This is a genomic window from Pseudomonas sp. NFPP07 (assembly GCF_900115645.1).
In the GTDB taxonomy this organism is placed as follows: domain Bacteria; phylum Pseudomonadota; class Gammaproteobacteria; order Pseudomonadales; family Pseudomonadaceae; genus Aquipseudomonas; species Aquipseudomonas chlororaphis.
Map to the genome: position 1 here is coordinate 26212 of NZ_FOXG01000012.1, position 17680 is coordinate 43891.

19 protein-coding genes are annotated in these 17680 nt (G+C 60.6%); 14 read left to right on the forward strand and 5 right to left on the reverse strand.

Features of this window, described 5'->3' with window-relative positions; all coding sequences use genetic code 11:
* Positions 1-618 precede the first annotated feature (618 nt).
* Positions 619-1644, forward strand: coding sequence for a T6SS immunity protein Tli4 family protein (locus BM019_RS30885; RefSeq protein WP_239691110.1), 1026 nt, complete (start codon positions 619-621; stop codon positions 1642-1644).
* A 73-nt stretch (positions 1645-1717) separates the two neighbouring features.
* On the forward strand, positions 1718-1978 hold the full coding sequence (locus BM019_RS26970; protein WP_092421681.1) for a PAAR domain-containing protein: 261 nt from the start codon (positions 1718-1720) through the stop codon (positions 1976-1978).
* Positions 1979-2185: 207 nt separating this feature from the next.
* Here the strand turns inward: BM019_RS26970 and BM019_RS26980 are convergent, their stop codons facing one another.
* Positions 2186-3079 carry an NAD(P)/FAD-dependent oxidoreductase gene (locus BM019_RS26980; protein WP_092422008.1) on the reverse strand — a complete coding sequence of 298 codons (894 nt, stop codon included), beginning with the start codon at positions 3077-3079 and terminating at the stop codon, positions 2186-2188.
* A gap of 106 nt (positions 3080-3185) precedes the next feature.
* Between BM019_RS26980 and BM019_RS26985 the strand changes: the two genes are divergently transcribed.
* Positions 3186-3833, forward strand: a complete 648-nt coding sequence (locus BM019_RS26985) for a TetR/AcrR family transcriptional regulator (RefSeq protein WP_009044753.1) — start codon at positions 3186-3188, stop codon at positions 3831-3833.
* Between the two features lie 276 nt (positions 3834-4109).
* On the opposite strand, the gene BM019_RS26990 is transcribed toward BM019_RS26985, so the two are convergent.
* Positions 4110-4697 (reverse strand): TetR/AcrR family transcriptional regulator, encoded by a 588-nt coding sequence (locus BM019_RS26990; protein WP_092421684.1) that lies wholly within the window; start codon positions 4695-4697, stop codon positions 4110-4112.
* A gap of 147 nt (positions 4698-4844) precedes the next feature.
* Here BM019_RS26990 and BM019_RS26995 point away from each other — a divergent pair, with 147 nt between their 5' ends.
* The 5 genes from BM019_RS26995 to BM019_RS27015 all read left to right on the forward strand — a co-directional run bounded on the left by BM019_RS26995 (position 4845) and on the right by BM019_RS27015 (position 9589).
* The gene (locus BM019_RS26995; protein ID WP_092421687.1) at positions 4845-5945 is read left to right on the forward strand and encodes an alkene reductase; all 1101 of its coding nucleotides are present in this window, start codon (positions 4845-4847) and stop codon (positions 5943-5945) included.
* Positions 5946-6017: 72 nt separating this feature from the next.
* Entirely contained in the window at positions 6018-6806 is a 789-nt protein-coding gene (locus tag BM019_RS27000; protein ID WP_009044750.1) for an SDR family NAD(P)-dependent oxidoreductase, read from the forward strand.
* Positions 6807-6853: 47 nt separating this feature from the next.
* Positions 6854-7723 (forward strand): alpha/beta fold hydrolase, encoded by an 870-nt coding sequence (locus BM019_RS27005; protein WP_092421690.1) that lies wholly within the window; start codon positions 6854-6856, stop codon positions 7721-7723.
* Positions 7724-7793: 70 nt separating this feature from the next.
* Positions 7794-8792 carry an NADP-dependent oxidoreductase gene (locus BM019_RS27010; RefSeq protein ID WP_092421692.1) on the forward strand — a complete coding sequence of 333 codons (999 nt, stop codon included), beginning with the start codon at positions 7794-7796 and terminating at the stop codon, positions 8790-8792.
* A gap of 446 nt (positions 8793-9238) precedes the next feature.
* A complete protein-coding gene (locus BM019_RS27015) occupies positions 9239-9589 on the forward strand; it encodes a BON domain-containing protein (RefSeq protein WP_092421695.1) in 351 nt (116 codons plus the stop codon).
* 189 nt (positions 9590-9778) lie between these two features.
* Here BM019_RS27015 and argC read toward each other — a convergent pair whose 3' ends face one another.
* Entirely contained in the window at positions 9779-10705 is a 927-nt protein-coding gene (gene argC, locus BM019_RS27020; RefSeq protein ID WP_092421698.1) for an N-acetyl-gamma-glutamyl-phosphate reductase, read from the reverse strand.
* A 113-nt stretch (positions 10706-10818) separates the two neighbouring features.
* Between argC and BM019_RS27025 the strand changes: the two genes are divergently transcribed.
* The gene (locus tag BM019_RS27025; RefSeq protein ID WP_092421701.1) at positions 10819-11703 is read left to right on the forward strand and encodes a LysR family transcriptional regulator; all 885 of its coding nucleotides are present in this window, start codon (positions 10819-10821) and stop codon (positions 11701-11703) included.
* 12 nt (positions 11704-11715) lie between these two features.
* On the opposite strand, the gene BM019_RS27030 is transcribed toward BM019_RS27025, so the two are convergent.
* A complete protein-coding gene (locus tag BM019_RS27030) occupies positions 11716-12087 on the reverse strand; it encodes a PH domain-containing protein (RefSeq protein WP_009044741.1) in 372 nt (123 codons plus the stop codon).
* Between the two features lie 329 nt (positions 12088-12416).
* Between BM019_RS27030 and BM019_RS27035 the strand changes: the two genes are divergently transcribed.
* Positions 12417-12833 (forward strand): hypothetical protein, encoded by a 417-nt coding sequence (locus tag BM019_RS27035; protein ID WP_062825225.1) that lies wholly within the window; start codon positions 12417-12419, stop codon positions 12831-12833.
* A 171-nt stretch (positions 12834-13004) separates the two neighbouring features.
* On the opposite strand, the gene BM019_RS27040 is transcribed toward BM019_RS27035, so the two are convergent.
* Complete coding sequence (locus BM019_RS27040; RefSeq protein ID WP_092421704.1) at positions 13005-13898, reverse strand: LysR family transcriptional regulator; 894 nt, start codon at positions 13896-13898, stop codon at positions 13005-13007.
* A gap of 125 nt (positions 13899-14023) precedes the next feature.
* On the opposite strand from BM019_RS27040, the gene BM019_RS27045 reads away from it, so the two are divergent.
* From BM019_RS27045 to BM019_RS27060, 4 genes are all read left to right on the forward strand, one after another.
* Positions 14024-15151, forward strand: coding sequence for a muconate cycloisomerase family protein (locus BM019_RS27045; RefSeq protein WP_162805241.1), 1128 nt, complete (start codon positions 14024-14026; stop codon positions 15149-15151).
* Positions 15152-15183: 32 nt separating this feature from the next.
* Entirely contained in the window at positions 15184-15474 is a 291-nt protein-coding gene (catC, locus tag BM019_RS27050; RefSeq protein ID WP_009044734.1) for a muconolactone Delta-isomerase, read from the forward strand.
* Between the two features lie 41 nt (positions 15475-15515).
* Positions 15516-16445 carry a catechol 1,2-dioxygenase gene (gene catA, locus BM019_RS27055; protein WP_092421707.1) on the forward strand — a complete coding sequence of 310 codons (930 nt, stop codon included), beginning with the start codon at positions 15516-15518 and terminating at the stop codon, positions 16443-16445.
* A gap of 164 nt (positions 16446-16609) precedes the next feature.
* Complete coding sequence (locus BM019_RS27060) at positions 16610-17566, forward strand: AraC family transcriptional regulator (protein ID WP_092421710.1); 957 nt, start codon at positions 16610-16612, stop codon at positions 17564-17566.
* Positions 17567-17680 lie beyond the last annotated feature (114 nt).

Sequence of the window (17680 nt, forward strand, 5' to 3'; positions counted from 1 at the left end):
TGGCGATTGCCTGGGCTCATTGGCACAGGACGGGGATATCCACCTCTTGAACGTGTCGATAACCTGTCCTTTCTCTGACTACTCAAGTGCATTTGATCTGATCAGGATCAGGTTTTCCTTACGGCAATTTTGGATAATTCCTACCCCTATACCTTCGTCTCTTTGGGTATGGTGGCAAGCCTGATTTGGACGTCTGATGTGGCGGCCACAGGCCCATCAGATCAGGCATCGAGAACATGCAAGTGGTGTGAGTGCGGAGTTGATCCTCGTGCATTTTTACAAATAGGCTGCTGCCGTCAAGGATGATGAGAACGGCAGTTACAACGGCTGGTTCCGCCGTGGCCTGCCTGCTGTCGTCGAAGGTCCGCTACGGTTTGCCGTGACACAGGAGTCATCTGGCAGCGGTGGGGACGGAACCGTTCCGACCGACTCCGGCCTTGCCCCTGGCAAATCCGGCATCAAGGCTAGCTTCCGCCAGGGCGGCAAGGGCGTCGGGCAGTACAACACCGACAAAGGCTACGACCATCAACACAGCTACAACGACAAACGTGCCCAATGGGCCACCCTTTATGGCGTTATCAAGATTGCCCAGCATGCTGATTGGGCAGGAGGTTCATGATGCGCCGGCGTCAGCTCTTCACTGTTCTTGGCATGGTCGCCTTGACCACTATCACCAGTTGCACATCATTTCCCTCTTCTCAAAACCCTGCCATGGACAAAACCGGATGGATCACCCATTGCTTTGGCAGATTCCTGATTGATTTGCCGCCCCAAGCGGAAATCAGAGCGGGGTATTACTTGCGTGGGCAGGTTATTGAGCCACTAAAGGATGATCTCGCTGCATTCACGTCCAGGATCGATCAGCACGAGCAGGAGCTTAAACGGCAGCAGCATGATACGGAGGGAAGCATGTTTGTGCGCCGGTATGATCTGGGCAAAGGCTCAACCGGGATACTGTCTTGGGCTTCCGATGCCAGCATCGAGTCGTATTACCTGTATGCCTACGCTGTTTCAGAACCTGTGTGGCAGCCTTATTACTGGAGGATTGAGATGGGGCCAGATCGCGAGCCTCGTGGCATTGAGGTCGCGAAGAACCTGGTACGCGATCTTCGCTCTCGCGAACCCAGTGAAATTCCCACCGAGCCGGGGTTTTGCATTGATCGTGGCTATATCGCAGGCAATCACTTCCAGAGCGAACGTTTCGATATTGGCGTGACTTTCCCGGATCATCCCGGCGCCCACTTCGAATTCACCTCCAGCACCGGAGCAGAAGAGAACCGTCTGCTGGATCGGGTGAGTGGTTTCCTCGCAGGTGCCGCCAGGATGGTGCTGGGGATCGAGACCCTGCGCAAAAGGGCGCGTGGTGGACCGGTTCCGGCCGACGAATACCTGTTGGTCAGTACTGACAAGGGGCAGCGCATCTATACCTTCGCCTGGGAAGCCCAGGGCAAGGATGGCTCGATCACCGAACCCAATATCTCCGCCGCGCTCGGCGTGCTTCAACGTAGCCCCGACAGCAACGGCAGGCTGCCAGCGCCGCCATTCAAATCAGACAAAGAAGCGCTGGCGTTCTGGGACACCATCATCAGCTCCGTCCGCCTGCGCCCGGTGTCTTCGCGTGACGGTAATACAGCAGGCTCTTGAATATTTATCCTTCGGAGGGCGCAAGGCCCAAGGAGGGAGGAGTTTTTGTGAGTACAACGGAAAAGGAGCAGATATGGACATCATCCGACTCGGCGATTCCACCAGTCACGGTGGAGCCGTGATCGAAGCGTTCAACCAGACCGACCTGAACGGCAAACCCATGGCCGGGGTCGGGCACAAGGTTACCTGCCCTCTATGCAAAGGTGTGTTCCCTATTGCCGAGGGCAGCGCCTTGCTGGATGTCGGCGGTGTTCCCGTGGCGCTCCATGGAATGAAAACCGCCTGTGGCGCCAGCCTGATCGCCAGCGGGCCCAAAGGCGACGCCGGGAGTTAGTCAGGTAGAGGGTGGGTAGTTACACGGACTTGCCCACCCGTTTGCATTCGACCTGCCATGACATCTCCTCGTTTTGATTCGTTCTTAACCAGCGAAAGACAACCGCTCCTACCATTGCGTCAAACTCGACGATCCGTGCTTCACCGCGCCTATCTACGCCAACCTCTTCGAAGGCGACGACGCAACCGGAGAAGGGAATCTGTGCTCTCAAACCAGCATCGACTGCTGGGCGAAGATACCCGCCATCGCGCCTTGCCATGATGCCGTGGTGACCGATGCCATGAGGGGGTTTGCCAGGTCGCCGGCGGCGTAGATGCCAGGCATGCTGGTTTCGCGGCGCTCGTCGACCTTGAGGGCGATGCCCAGGGGTGTATCGACCGTGTCGAGGCCCAGCGATTCATGCAGGCGTGCGGACGGCTTGTTGCGCGGATGGGCGAACAGGATGTCGACCGCGACAGAGGGGCCGGCGTCGAGCCTGACGGTGGCGTTATGGCTCTCGTCATGGTCGATTTCGGTGATCCGGCCATCGACGACAGAGATGCCGCGGCGCGCCAGATCGGCCCGGATGTCGGGTGGAATGTCGTGACCATTGGCGAAGACCGTCAATGTGTCGGTCCAATCGTGGTACAGCCTGACGTAGTTGTGCGACGGCGGGCCGGACCAGACGAGGCCCCAATGCCGGCCGGCAACTTCAAAGCCGTCGCAATAGGGGCAGGGCACGATGGAGGAGCCCCAGCCTTCGGCAAAGCCGGGAACTTCAGGCATCTGGTCGGCGACGCCATAGCTCAGGATCAGGCGGCGCGCCCTGAGGCTTTCGCCATCGCCAGTGAGGACGGAGAAATCGTCGATGACGCCGGAGATGCTCTCGGCCCGCGCAGTGATCAGCCTGACCGTGGGATAGCGAGCCAGCTGCTGCCGCGCCTCGGCCAGGATCTCCAGCGGTGGCTTGTGGTCGTGGCCGAGCAGGCCATGCGAGTGGTCGGCGAAGCGATTGCGCGGCAGGCCGGTGTCGAGAACGGTGACCTTGCGCCGGGCACGGCCGAGCTGCAAGGCGGCGGCAAGACCGGCAAAACTGCCGCCGATGATGATGACGTCATTCATGGTGATGGGCTCCGGGCTGTGGATGAAGGGAATCGGCTTGCACACTTAAGATACTTTAGAGTACCCTAATTCAAGAATTAGAATACTGTCAAGTACTGGAATTTTTATGAGCGAAAACAGCCAGAGCCGGCGCGGCCGGCCCGCCAACGAGGCGCTTGGCCAAACGATAGCCGACGCCGCGTGCGAACTTTTTGTGGAATTGGGTTTTCAAGCGACGACCATGGATAAGGTCGCCAAGCGGGCGAAGATATCCAAGCTAAGCATCTATCGGCACTTCGAGAACAAGGAGGCGCTGTTCAGCGCGGCCATCGCGGCCCACTGCCAGCAGTTTGCACCTCAGGCCCTTTTTGAAGGCGTCGACGGTTCGGCCGAAGATCAGCTCATGGCGGTGGGATCAACCCTGCTTCGCACGCTGTTGAGCCCGGACGTGCGCAGTGTCGAAGCCATGATCATGGCCGACAAGACCAATCAAAAGTCGTTAAGCAAGCGCCAATATGAAGCCGGCCCCGCCTATGTCATCGCCCAAATCGAGGCCCTGTTGCGTCAGTTGCACGCGAAGGCGGTTCTGAACGTGCCCGATCCTCTACGGTCAGCTCGCTTGTTTGCCGCGCTTTTCAAAGGGTCCGATCTTCTGATTATCGCGCGCTTCGATGAGGCGAGAGCCGAGGACGATAACGAAATCGAATCCTATTGCCGGTCGGCCGTCGCCATGTTTATCGCCGCGCACGGTGGCAACGACCACGCGGGCGGATAAGCATTTGATTGCTCCGGGCAGCTTGGCCTGGGCGGTTGTCCAGGCGCTTCGTCATATTGGGCTGGCGCGCGTCAATATGGTGAACAGGGCGGTGAGTTGGTTTTGATTTGAAGCTCTTTTACGTGAACCAGGAAAAAACGCCGTTTATCGCAGGTGATGAGTGGCGTTTTATTGGCTGGAGGGATGCTTTCAGCCAGAAGCGGGCATTCGTTCGTGTTGGCCAACGACGAAATGAAAGCGAGTCAGCACGCGTTGTGCGACATCCATCTATCTCCTCTACGACTGAGTCTGCGATTGGCTAGATAATGATTCGGCCATTTGCGCGTGACACACCGCCAGAATCTCATCGGCCAGCGCCGAGTCGTCAGGACAGGCGCGCGACAAGATGATCGCCCCGACCGCGCGCGCCAGCAGGTCGATCATTTTCACCCTCGCTTCACCCGGCGCCGCATCCGGCCCGGTCGGGTATTTTTCGCCGAGCGTTTGCAATGTGCGCTCGATGCCCTCGGCGAATGCCGACTTCAAATTGTCCGACTGACGCGCTGCGTCACCGCACAACGCCGCCATGGTGCAACCCGTGGCGCGCCCGTCGCGATGATCCCTGGACACATACACATCGATGAAATCCTTCACGCTCAATTCTTCGGCGCTGGCAAGTGACTGCGCAAGGCTGTTAGCCGAGGCTTCGGCCATCAGGTCCGCCTTTGAACCGAAATGTTTGTAGAAACCGCCATGGGTGAAACCGGCGGCGGCCATCAAGTCGGCCACGCCGACACCGTCAAAACCGCGCTCGCGAAACATGACTGAGGCCGTTTCGACGATGTGCTCCCGATTTAGCTGGGCCTGAGCCTTGGACACTCGCATGGGAAATACCTCGCTACCGCTGGAAATTCATCGGCTGATGATACATAGATGTTGACCATAATCAAAATCGTTGACAGTTTAGATTTCGATCATCATCCTAATCGAAAGCCACCTGACCATTTCCCCACGGGCACGGAACAAACACCCATGAGCGACCTGAATCTGTTTACCCCTTACACGCTTGGCGCGCTGACGCTGGCGAACCGCGTGGTTCTCGCGCCACTGACGCGCAATCGCGCAGGCAAAGGCTTTGTGCCGAGTGAGTTTGCGGCTGCCTATTACAGCCAGAGGGCCAGCGCGGGCTTGCTGATTTCCGAAGCCTCGCAGATCTCGCAGCAGGGGCAGGGCTATCAGGACACCCCGGGCATTTACACGCAGCCGCAGATAGAGGGATGGCGCAAGGTGACCGATGCCGTGCACGCCAAGGGCGGGAGAATTTTCCTGCAGTTGTGGCATGTGGGCCGCGTATCCCACGTGGATCTGCAACAGCACGGCGCGGCGCCGGTAGCCCCTTCCGCGCTTCGTCCTGCGACCAAGGTGTTCGTCAACAATCGCTTCGAGGACGTTTCCGAGCCGCGAGCGCTGGAGACTGACGAACTGCCGGGCATCGTCGACGATTTCCGCCAAGCGGCGGCAAACGCCATTGCGGCAGGCTTCGACGGCGTGGAAATCCATGGTGCAAACGGCTATTTGCTGGACCAGTTCATCAAGGACGGCTCCAACCTGCGTACGGATGCGTACGGCGGCTCGATCGCCAACCGTGCACGCCTGCTGCTGGAAGTGACGGCCGCCGTGGTCGCCGAAATTGGCGCTGATCGCACGGGCATCCGCCTTTCGCCTGTCTCGCCGGCCAATGGCATATCGAGCAGTGATCCACAGGCTCAGTTCGATTACATCGTCGAGCAACTCAATGCTCTGGACATCGTTTATCTGCACGTCGTCGAAGGCGCGACCGGTGGGCCACGCGATGTGGCGCCCTTTGATTTCGATGCCTTGCGCCGGCGCTTCAAGAACACTTACATCGCCAACAACGGCTATGACCTGGACCTGGCCACGGCACGCCTTACACATGACAAGGCTGACCTGATCGCCTTTGGCCGTCCATTTATCGGCAACCCTGATCTGGTGGAGCGGCTCAAGACCGGTGCGCCACTGTCCGCCTTCGACCCCACCACGCTCTACGGCGGCGGCGCGGCGGGATACATCGACTACCCGACGCTTGCCGAATCAAGCGCTGCCGCGAACTAGGCACTGGCCGATCGAGCCTGGTTTTACTCGTGCATCAATCCCAATTCATGTCCCCGAAAAAGAGCTGACATCATGACGACTCGCCCCACCGTTCTCATCACTGGCGCTTCCACCGGCATCGGCGCGGTTTACGCCGAGCGTTTCGCCCAACGCGGGCATGCTCTGGTGTTGGTCGCCCGCGACCACTCGCGCCTGGAGACGCTCGCCGCAACGTTGCGTGGCGAACACAAGGTCGCCATTGAAGTGCTTCCGGCCGACCTGACTCAACTCAGCGACCTGCACATCGTCGAAGCACGCCTGCGGGATGACGAGCGCATCGGCATCCTTGTCAACAATGCCGGCGCCGCACAGTCCGGCCACTTCATCGAGCAAAGCACTGACAGCGTTGCACAACTGGTGGCCCTCAACACCACCGCGCTGGTGCGGCTCGCCAGCGCCATCGCGCCACGCCTGGCCAAGGCAGGTGAAGGCGCGATCATCAACATCGGTTCGGTGGTGGGGCTGGCGCCGGAGTTCGGCATGTCGGTCTACGGGGCGACCAAGGCGTTTGTGCTATTCCTTTCCCAAGGCCTGAGCCTGGAGCTGTCGCCGCAGGGTGTTTATGTGCAAGCCGTACTGCCCGCCGCCACCCGCACGGAGATTTGGGATCGCGCCGGTATCGACATCAACACCTTGAGCGAAATCATGGAAGTGGGTGACCTGGTCGATGCCGCACTGGTTGGTTTCGACCGTCGCGAACCGGTGACCATTCCTCCGTTGCAAGAAGGCGAGCGCTGGGATGCCTTGCAAGCCGCGCGCCAGGGGCTTTTGTCGCAGATCAGGCAATCCGCCGTGGCGCAACGCTATTTGACTCAGGTCTGAACCTTGTCGAACAGGTCGGCCTTGCCCCGCAATCGGAGGGAATAAACATGACCCCCATGGCTACCCGCAATCACCCGGGTTCGCAGCTGTCATTTATCAATGCGGTGAACCAGTCGGTTCTGATTGGCGGGATACCTTTCGCCTATCGTGACCTGGGACCCAAGACGGAGGTCCCGCTGGTCATGTTTAACCATTGGGGGGCCGTGCTGGATAACTTTGACCCTCGCATCGTCGACGGTCTGGCAAAAAACCGGCGTGTCATCGCGACCGATTACCGCGGTATCGGTGGCTCGGGTGGCGCCGCGCCATTGACCGTCGGTGAAATGGCTGACGATGCAATCGGCCTGATTCGTGCGCTGGGTTTTGACAAGGTTGACGTGCTCGGTTTTTCACTCGGCGGCTTCGTCGCTCAAGACATCGCCCTGAAAGCTCCCGAACGAGTGCGCAGATTGATCCTCACCGGAAGCGGACCGGCCGGTGGCACAGGCATCGACAGCCTCGGTTCGGTGACTTGGCCCTTGATGATCAAAGGTTTGCTGACGCTGCGAGACCCCAAGTTCTATCTGTTCTTTACCACCACGGCCAATGGCCAACGTGCCGCGTCGGAGTATGTGCAACGTTTGAAAGAGCGCCAGGAAGATCGGGACAAAGGCCCGACACCCCGCGCGTTTCTACGGCAGTTCAAAGCCATTACCGCGTGGGGCAGGCAGGCCGCGCAAGATCTCGGCCGCCTGCGGATGCCGACCCTGATCGTCAACGGGGACAACGACATCATGGTGCCCACCGTGAACTCGATCGAGCTGGCGCAGCGAATCCCCAACGCGCAACTGATCATTTATCAGGATGCCGGGCACGGCAGCATTTTCCAGTACCACACCGATTTCGTGGCCAAGGCCGTGGCGTTCCTCGATGCCTGACGGCCTGTGCCTCTAATCGCATCAAGGTTGCCGCGCCCATTCTCACTTCACCGACAAGAGTATCTGCAACATGAAGGCATTTTTTATCGACCGCTACGGCAAGCAGAACGGAATGCTTGGCGAAGTGCCCGACCCGGCGGTCGGTGTGCATGACGTTCTGATCCAGGTGCATGCAACGAGCGTGAACCCGTTGGACTCAAAGATCAGAACGGGAGAGTTCAAGCTGATCCTGCCCTATACCTTTCCATTGGTATTGGGCAATGACCTGGCCGGAGTTGTCGTTCGCACGGGGTCGGCGGTGAAGCGATTCAAGCCAGGAGACGAAGTCTATGCCCGTCCTCCCGAGGCACGGATCGGCACCTTTGCCGAACTGATCGCCGTGAACGAAAGCGCGCTCGCGCTGAAACCCTCGAATCTCGATATGGCCGAAGCGGCTTCCATTCCCTTGGCCGCCTTGACGGCCTGGCAGGCGCTGGTTGAGATCGCCCAGGTGAAAAAAGGCCAGAAGGTGTTGATTCATGCCGGATCCGGCGGTGTCGGCACGCTTGCCATCCAGCTCGCCAAACACCTCGGCGCCTTCGTTGCGACCACCACCAGCACGGCGAATGTCGAATGGGTGAAAGCACTCGGGGCGGATGTGGTCATCGATTACAAACAGCAGGATTTTGCAAACGAGTTACGTGATTTCGACGTGGTGTTGAACAGCCTCGGCGCCGATGTACTGGAGAGCTCGCTCAAGGTTCTCAAGGCTGGCGGACAGCTCATTTCCCTTTCGGGGCCGCCGACCGCGCAATTTGCCCAAGAGCAAGGTTTGTCCTGGGTGCTGGGGCAAGTCATGCGCCTGCTGAGCAGCGGTATTCGCAGAAAAGCCCGCAAGCACGGGGTGAACTATACCTTTTTGTTTATGCGCGCCGACGGGATGCAACTGCAGAAAATCACCTCGCTTATCGAGGCTGGCGTCATCAAACCGGTCATCGATCGTTCCTTCCCTTTTGAGTCGATTGCAGAGGCGTTGCGGTACGTCGAGCAGGGCAGGTCAAAAGGCAAAGTCACCGTCACAATCAAATAGCGCACTGCAAAACATGTCGGTAGATAACGTAGACGCCACCCAGTATCAGGTTCCCGCGCCTGAACCAGAGCCGCCCAACATGCCCACACAGGAGCCGTTGCCACCGAAAGTCGTGCCTGCAGAAAAGCCGACGATCATCTGGCGCAGTTTGCTGCTTGAGCAGTAACGAGAAATGCTTCATTGCAATTGAAACGATGCTTGCTGCGTCACCGGCTCCCAGCGAATGGCAAGTTCGCCGAAAACCGTCATTCACGAAAGGGCCATCGGACGACCAGAACCCCCGCGCACCAAGCCCCGCCAACCCCCGAACTATAATTAACAAGCACCCCATCTGCCCGGCGAGTACCGCTGCGCCCATCGGTTACCCAGCAAGCTCACCCGCCCGGCAGAGGGCAGTCCAACCAATGGGACGGGACGCCCAACTGATGACACGAGAGGGACCCGCCATGAAACTTCATTCCTTCCAGCATTACTCCCATGGTCTGGAAATGGCCGCTCACGATGCATGGGTCACCACCAAGGTGAGGTCGGCCCTGACCTTTGCCGAATCGACCCGTGGTTTGCCTATCCATGTCAAAACCCATGCAGGCATGGTGACCTTGAGCGGTCGGCTCAACACCCATAAACAGTGTGAGCAGGCTGTGAGCCTGACCCGTGGGGTACACGGCGTCGCCGGCATCGATGCCAGCGACTTGCAGACCCATATGTTCACGCCGGGAAGCCTGCCTGAAGCGCCCAATGCTGAAGAGACCAGCGAATACCCTTCGCCGTCGGAGACGAAGAGGGACGACAAATGACCAAGGCGAAGGCTTGAGCGTCGCGCCGGGAGGCCAGCGCGACGCTGGGTTCGATAGCCCTTTCGGCGGGGCCTCAGGAGGATCGTCAGCATGTTGAAAGCCCTGCCCGGTCGGGTGGGGCTTTCTCTCAACTGGCAAATGCACCCAGCCATTCTGTATCTGGCCCGTTGCAACGCGCAGGCAGTCCCTTCAGCCCAGCGCGGCCAGCATCAAATCCAGATTCTCCACCGCCGCCCCCGCCGCGCCTTTGCCCAGGTTGTCGAACACCGCCGCCAACAACACCTGACCCTCACCCTCGAACACCATCAAGCGCATAGCGTCCGTATCGTTCAGCACCTGCGGGTCAAGGCCCGTGAGTTCTTGTGCCTGCCGAAGCGACATCACCTGCACACAACCGCTTCCGGCGTAATGCTGCTCCAGGCAGGCATGGATGCGCGCGGCATCCACGCCGGGCGCGAGCAGGCGCAGCTGTAGAGGAATGGTCAGCACAATGCCCTGGCGAAAGGCACCGTAGGCCGGGACGAACAGCGGCCGTTCGCTCAGGCCACTGTGTTGCTGGATTTCCGGCACATGCTTGTGGGCCAGGCCCAGGCCGTAGATTTGGAAAGGGGCGGCTTGGGAAGCATTCGGCCCTTCATGGGCTTCGACCGCGGCGCGGCCGCCGCCGGAGTAGCCGGAGATCGCGTTGATGCTGATCGGGTAGTCCTTCGGCAGCAGTCCGGCTTGCAGCAGGGGACGCAGCAGGCCGATGGCGCCGGTGGGGTAGCAGCCGGGGTTGCTCACCCGTTTGGAGGTGGCGATGCGTTGTGCCTGTTGCGGGTGCATTTGCGCGAAGCCGTAGGTCCAGTGGGGATGGGTACGGTGCGCCGAGCTGGCGTCGATGACTCGCACGGCCGGGTTGCGAATACTGGCGACGGCATCGCGGGCGGCATCGTCGGGCAGGCAGAGCAGGGCGATGTCGCAGGCGTTGATGGCTTCCGCGCGGCGTTGCGGGTCTTTGCGCTGGTCGGCGGCGAGGGTCAGCAGGTGCAGGTCGCTGCGGCCCTGCAGGCGCTGGTGGATCTGCAACCCGGTGGTGCCCTGGTCGCCGTCGATAAATACGAGAGGGGTGTTCATGCTGTGTACTCGCAAGCGGGAATGGATTGGGCAAATCTTCCGGCCGCAGCTGAAATAGAGAAAGTTGAATTTAATAACGCTAAGCTTCAGTTTTTCTGAATCTGGAGCAGGCCATGCGTGAGATCAGCCTCGACCGGTTGCGCACCCTGGTGGCGATTGTCGACCTGGGGTCCTTTGCCGAAGCGGCCCGCGCGCTGAACCTGGCGCCGCCCACGGTCAGCCTGCATATCGCCGACCTGGAGGCGCGGGTCGGCGGCTCGCTGTTGTCGCGCACCCGCGGTCGGGTGCAGCCGTCGGCCATTGGCGAAACCCTGGTGGAACGGGCGCGGCGCTTGTTGGCCGATGCCGAACAGGCGCTGGAGGATGTGCAGCGCCAGGTGCTGGGCCTGGCCGGGCGGGTGCGCCTCGGGGCATCCACCGGCGCCATTGCCCAATTGCTGCCCCAGGCCCTGGAAACCCTCGGCCAGCGCCACCCGGGCATCGACCTGCAGGTGGCGGTGCTGACCTCCCAGGAGAGTTTGAAGAAGCTCGCCGAGGGTTCGCTGGATATCGGCCTGGTGGCCCTGCCGCAAACCCCGGTCAAGGGCTTGCGTATCGAGCCCTGGCGCAAGGACCCGGTCATGGCTTTCCTGCCGTCCCGCTGGCAATGCCCCGACCCGGTGACGCCGCAATGGCTGGCCGCCCAGCCGCTGATTCTCAACGACCACAGCACCCGGTTGTCACGCCTGACTTCGGAGTGGTTCGCCCTGGGCGGCCAGCAGCCCACGGCGCGCATCCAGCTCAACTACAACGACGCGATCAAGAGCCTGGTGGCCGCCGGTTATGGCGCCACCTTGCTGCCCCACGAAGCCGCCACGCCGCTGCCCGACACCCGGATCGCCATGCGCCCGTTGCAGCCGCCGCTGTGGCGCCAGCTGGGCATTGCCCATCGGGACGGCGAGGTGGAACGCTCGACCCAGCATGTGCTGGAGGTGTTGTGGGACTTGAGCGCCGATTGACGACGGGGTGTGTTAGCCCAGCAGATGCCTGGAAATGTGCTTCGAGATTTCCACCATCGAAGTCTTGCCGGTGAATTCGAACTTCACCTGGCCCAGCGATGAAAAGTAGATCTCCAGCTCGGAGTCCAGGTCGAAGGTCCCGGAGGTTTCCACCGAGTAAGCGACGATGTTTTTGTAGGGCAGGGAGGTGAAGTCCTTTTTGCTGCCGGTGATGCCCTGCACGTTGACCGCGATAATGCGCTTGTTGGTAAACACCACGCCGTCGCGCATGGCCTTATAGGCATCGATCACCTGCTCGCCTTCCAGCAACAGGTCGCTGACCCGCTCGGCGTATTCATCGTTTTGCTTGAGCTTGAAGAAGCCTTTGTTGTTGAAGTCGATCATGGGGGGAGTCCTTATTTTTGAAGCGATATTCCAGGTTTTTTGCTGGCTGTTAAGGCGTGTCGGACCCGGCTCAGGTTCCATCGGCTCCTATGCAAAGCGTATGGTCTTTGCGGTGAGTCCGCCGTTTGGGTATTGGTGGTACAGCGTTATACCAAGAGGTTGCTGGTAGCAGATATCAGTTAAGGCGATGTCTCTGATGGTCTTCGGATTATCCTGATCGATTTTTAGCCGGAATTAATAATTTATGAGGCGGCTGTTACTTTGGACTGCACATGATTTTATTTTCATACGGCATCACTGGTTAAGACCAACTGTTGGGAACTGAAAGGATGAAACGGATTTTAGCGGTATTACTTTTGATCACGGGCAGTATGGGAGATGCCGCCCATGCTGGGGTCGATGTCGCAGCGCCCCGGCAGTCGTTGAAGAATTATGGTCTTGGCTATTGCATCGTTAATCAGTTTAAAAATGAGTCCGATGTGAAGAGCGATATTGAGTCGGCTATTGGCGCCTATTCCTTCATGGGAAGTGGTATGCATACCATTCTTCAGAATGAAGACACCCTGGAGACATTGCATAACCCGTACGACGCAACGACGGATTTTGTATTTTCCATGTATGAGAAAACCCAGGCCAGTAGCAAGTATAGGGATAAGAAAGTCGTGTTCTATGCCTGCCTCGATATCTATAACTCCAAGGCGTTCGACGATTTTATCAAGACGCAGGACCCGTACATTTCCAAGTGAAGGGGATCATCACTGATCCGGTTCTCTCAGACTGAGCGCGATATCCAATATCGCGCTCGTCACCCTGACTTAAAACAACTTCCAGCCATAACTCAGCAACAACCGGTTCTCATTGATATCGGTCCGATAATTCGAGTGCGCCACCACCGCGAGTCGGCTGCGCGCGAGGGGTCAGGCCTCGGGGTGTTCGGCGCGCAGTTCGTCGATCATCCGCAAGCAGTGGCTGAGCCCCGCCGACACATCGCCGACCCGCCGGCTGATGATAATCGGCGAGGTGGCGTTGGCTTCCAGCAGCGGGCTGAAGCCGATGTCGTCGCGGTGCAGTAATTGCACCGAGGCTGGCACCAGGGTGATGCCGATGCCGGCGCCCACCAGGCCGATGGCGGTCTGCAGTTCGTTGGTCCACTGCACGACGCGGATGTTCAGGCCGTGGGTGTTGAACAGCGCGATCACGTGGTCGGCGTAGCTCGGGCGCGGGTTGCCGGGGTAGAGCACGAAAGGCTCGTCGGCCAGTTGCGCGAGGCTCACCGGCTGGCCGATCAGCGGATGGCCGGCGGGCAGGGCGGCCACCAGGCGATCCTCGGTCTGCACCTTCTGCACGATGGCCGGATCGTCGATGCGGATCCGCCCGAAGCCGATATCGATGCGCCCGGCCTTGAGCGCTTCCACCTGCTGCAGGGTGGTCATTTCCGACAGCCCCAGTTCCAGGGCCAGGGTTTCGTGGCTGCGCAGGCGGCGGATCAGTTCCGGCAGCAGGCCGTACAGGGTCGAGGGGGCAAAGCCGATGCCGAGCCAGGTCTTTTCGCCGTGGCCGATGCGCCGGGTGTTGTCGCAGACCTTGGCCAACTGCTCCAGCAGCACGCTGGAATGCTCATAGAAAAAGCGCCCGGCTTCGGTCAGGCGCAACGGCCGGCCGCGCTCCAGCAACAACACCCCGAGTTCTTCTTCCAGTTGCTGGATCTGTCGGCTCAGGGGCGGCTGGGCGATGTGCAGGCGCTCGGCGGCCTTGGTGAAGTTGAGGGTCTGGCCCAGCACCTGGAAGTAACGCAGATGACGCAGTTCCATAAGGCCTCCGCGGGCAAAGGTTGGATACCTTAAAGGTATCGAGCCAGACCAATTCTATATTGGAACCCCGGAAAAAGCCGTACGAGAATCGGCTCCATAACGTCAAGAACCTGATGGGTATGGAAATGCTTTCAAGTGCCATTGAATCGATCGAAACGATCATCGTCGATCTGCCAACCATCCGCCCGCACAAGCTGGCGATGCACACCATGCAGAACCAGACCCTGGTGCTGATCCGCCTGCGTTGCGCCGACGGCATCGAAGGCCTGGGCGAAGCCACCACCATCGGCGGCCTGGCCTATGGCAATGAAAGCCCGGACAGCATCAAGACCAATATCGACCGCTTCTTCACGCCGCTGCTGCTCGGCCAGGATGGCGCCAATATCAATGCCGCCATGCAGCGCCTGGAGCGCAGCATCCGCGGTAACACCTTCGCCAAATCCGGTATCGAAAGCGCCTTGCTCGACGCCCAGGGCAAACGCCTGGGGCTGCCGGTCAGCGAACTGCTCGGCGGCCGGGTGCGCGACGCCTTGCCGGTGGCCTGGACCCTGGCCAGCGGCGACACCGCCAAGGACATCGCCGAAGCGGAAAAGATGCTCGACCTGCGTCGCCACCGCATCTTCAAACTGAAGATCGGCGCTGGCGAGGTGGACCGCGACCTGGCCCATGTGATCGCGATCAAGAAGGCCTTGGGCGACCGCGCCAGCGTGCGGGTCGACGTCAACCAGGCGTGGGACGAAGCGGTGGCGGTGCGTGCCTGCCGGGTGCTGGGCGGCAACGGTATCGACCTGATCGAACAGCCGATCTCGCGCAACAACCGCGCCGGCATGGTGCGCCTGAATGCCATCAGCCCGGCGCCGATCATGGCCGACGAATCCATCGAGTGCGTGGAAGACGCCTTCAACCTGGCCCGCGAAGGCGCGGCCTCGGTGTTCGCCCTGAAGATCGCCAAGAACGGCGGCCCGCGCGCCGTGTTGCGCACCGCGGCGATCGCCGAGGCGGCGGGCATCGGCCTGTACGGCGGCACCATGCTCGAAGGCGGCATCGGCACCCTGGCGTCGGCCCATGCCTTCCTGACCCTCAATACCTTGAGCTGGGACACCGAACTGTTCGGTCCGCTGCTGCTGACCGAGGACATCCTCGCCGAGCCGCCGCTGTACCGCGATTTCCAGTTGCACGTATCCCGGGCGCCGGGCCTCGGCCTGAGCCTGGACGAGGAACGCCTGGCGTTCTTCCGCCGCGACCAAGCCTGAACTGCCATTCATCACGTCTTAAGGAGAGCACCATGCTGTTCCACGTCAAAATGACCGTGAACCTGCCGGTCGACATGAACCCCGAGCGCGCCGCCCAGCTCAAGGCCGACGAAAAGGCCCTGGCCCAGCGCCTGCAGGAGCAGGGCAAGTGGCGGCATCTGTGGCGCATCGCCGGCCTGTATGCCAACTACAGCGTGTTCGACGTCGACAGCGTGCAGGAACTGCACGACCTGCTGATGCAACTGCCGCTGTACCCGTACATGGCTATCGAAGTGAACGCGCTGTGCAGGCATCCTTCGTCCATTCATGCGGACGACCGCTGAGCCCGCGCCACACTCTAATAAATACAAGATGAGGAATAACCATGAACGTCCGAATTTCCCACACTGCCAGCGCCCAGAAATTTCTCGAAGAAGTCAGCGGCCAGCTCAACGACCAGGGCAACCCACGCACCAAGGCCCTGGTGTACCGCATCCTGCGTGACACGGTGAACATCATCGAAGACCTCGACGTGACCCCGGAAGAATTCTGGAAGGCGGTCAACTACCTCAACGTGCTCGGCGCGCGCCAGGAGGCCGGGCTGTTGGCGGCCGGCCTGGGTCTGGAGCACTACCTGGACCTGCTGATGGACGCCGCCGACGAACAGGCCGGCAAGACCGGCGGTACCCCGCGCACCATCGAGGGCCCGCTGTACGTGGCCGGCGCGCCGCTGAGCCAGGGTGAAGCGCGCCTCGACGATGGCGTCGATCCGGGCGTGGTGCTGTTCATGCAGGGCCAGGTGCGCAACACCGCCGGCGAACCGCTGGCCGGGGCCATAGTCGACGTCTGGCACGCCAACACCGGCGGCACCTATTCCTACTTCGACACCACCCAGTCGGAGTTCAACCTGCGTCGGCGCATCGTCACCGATGCCGAAGGTCGCTACCGTTTCCGCAGCATCGTGCCTTCGGGCTACGGCTGCCCACCGGACGGTCCGACCCAGCAGTTGCTCGACCAGCTGGGCCGCCACGGCCAGCGTCCGGCGCATATCCACTTCTTCGTCTCGGCCGATGACCACCGTCACCTGACCACCCAGATCAACCTCGATGGCGACGAATACCTGCACGACGATTTCGCCTACGCTACCCGCGACGAACTGATCGCCAGGATCACCTTCAGCGACGATCAGCAGCGTGCGGCGCAATACGGGATCAGCGGGCGTTTCGCCGAGATCGACTTCGACTTCACCCTGCAGTCGTCGGCCCAGCCCGAGGAGCAGCAACGCCTGGAACGGGTGCGAGCTCTGGAGGACTGACAGCGCGGCAGATCCCGATTCGGGGCCACGGGATAACGTGAGTGATCCCGTGGTTTTTGTTGTTGTGAGCCGTGGTCGAAGTCTTGCGTGACGTGTCAGCGGTGGCGAACGATCACCGCCCGACATTAACAATCTCAATAATAAAAACGGGGAGTGACCCGCTTATGGAAACCCATCTGTTGAGTGAGCGCAGCCGGGTATTTGCCCAGGCCGATCCCTACGCCGTGTCCGGCTATGTCAACCAGCATGTGGGCAGCCACTGCATCCGTTTGCCCAAGGCCGGCAGCCCCCAGGCCAGCCTCAATCATCGGCAGTTTGCCAGCCTCGACCTGTGCTCGATCAGCTACGGCGGCAGCGTGCGCGTCACCTCGCCGGCGCTGGAAACCATCTATCACCTGCAAGTGCTGCTGCGTGGCCACTGTCTGTGGCGCGGCCATCGCCAGGAGCATTACTTCGCCCCCGGCGAGCTGCTGCTGATCAATCCCGACGATCCGGTGGACCTGACCTATTCCGACGATTGCGAGAAATTCATCATCAAGGTGCCCACCCGCCTGCTGGAATCGGTGTGTGAGGAACAGCGCTGGCTGTATCCGGGGCAGGGTGTGCGTTTTGTGGGCAACCGCTACCAGCTGGATGAGCTGGAAGGCTTTATCAACCTGCTGGGCGTGGTCTGCCGCGAAGCCGAAGCCGCCGAATGCATCCCCCGGGTGCAGGAGCATTACGCGCAGATCGTCGCGAGCAAGATGCTCAGCCTGATGAAGACCAATATCCGGCGGGTGGGCCTGGGTTCGTCGTCGGCGACCTTCGAGGCTATCGCCGATTACATCGAGCGCAACCTCAAGCAGGACATCGGCTGCGAAGCGCTGGCGCAACAGGCGCAGATGAGCCTGCGTTCGCTGTATGCGCTGTTCGAGCGCAACGCCCGCACCACGCCCATGCGCTACATTCGCCAGAAGAAACTCGAGCGGATCCACGCCTGCCTGCGCGACCCCGGCTGCAACGTGCGCAACATCACCGAACTGGCCATGGACTTCGGTTTCCTGCACCTGGGACGCTTCTCGGAAAGCTACCGCAAACAGTTCGGCGAACTGCCGTCCGACACCCTCAGGCGCCGGCATTGATCCAGATTGTGTTTCTGTAGGAGCGGCCGGTCGACGCTCGATTGCCGGCGATGGAGAACGACGCGTTGGTGTCTGATCCGACGCCATCGCGAGCAAGCTTCGCTCCTACAGAAG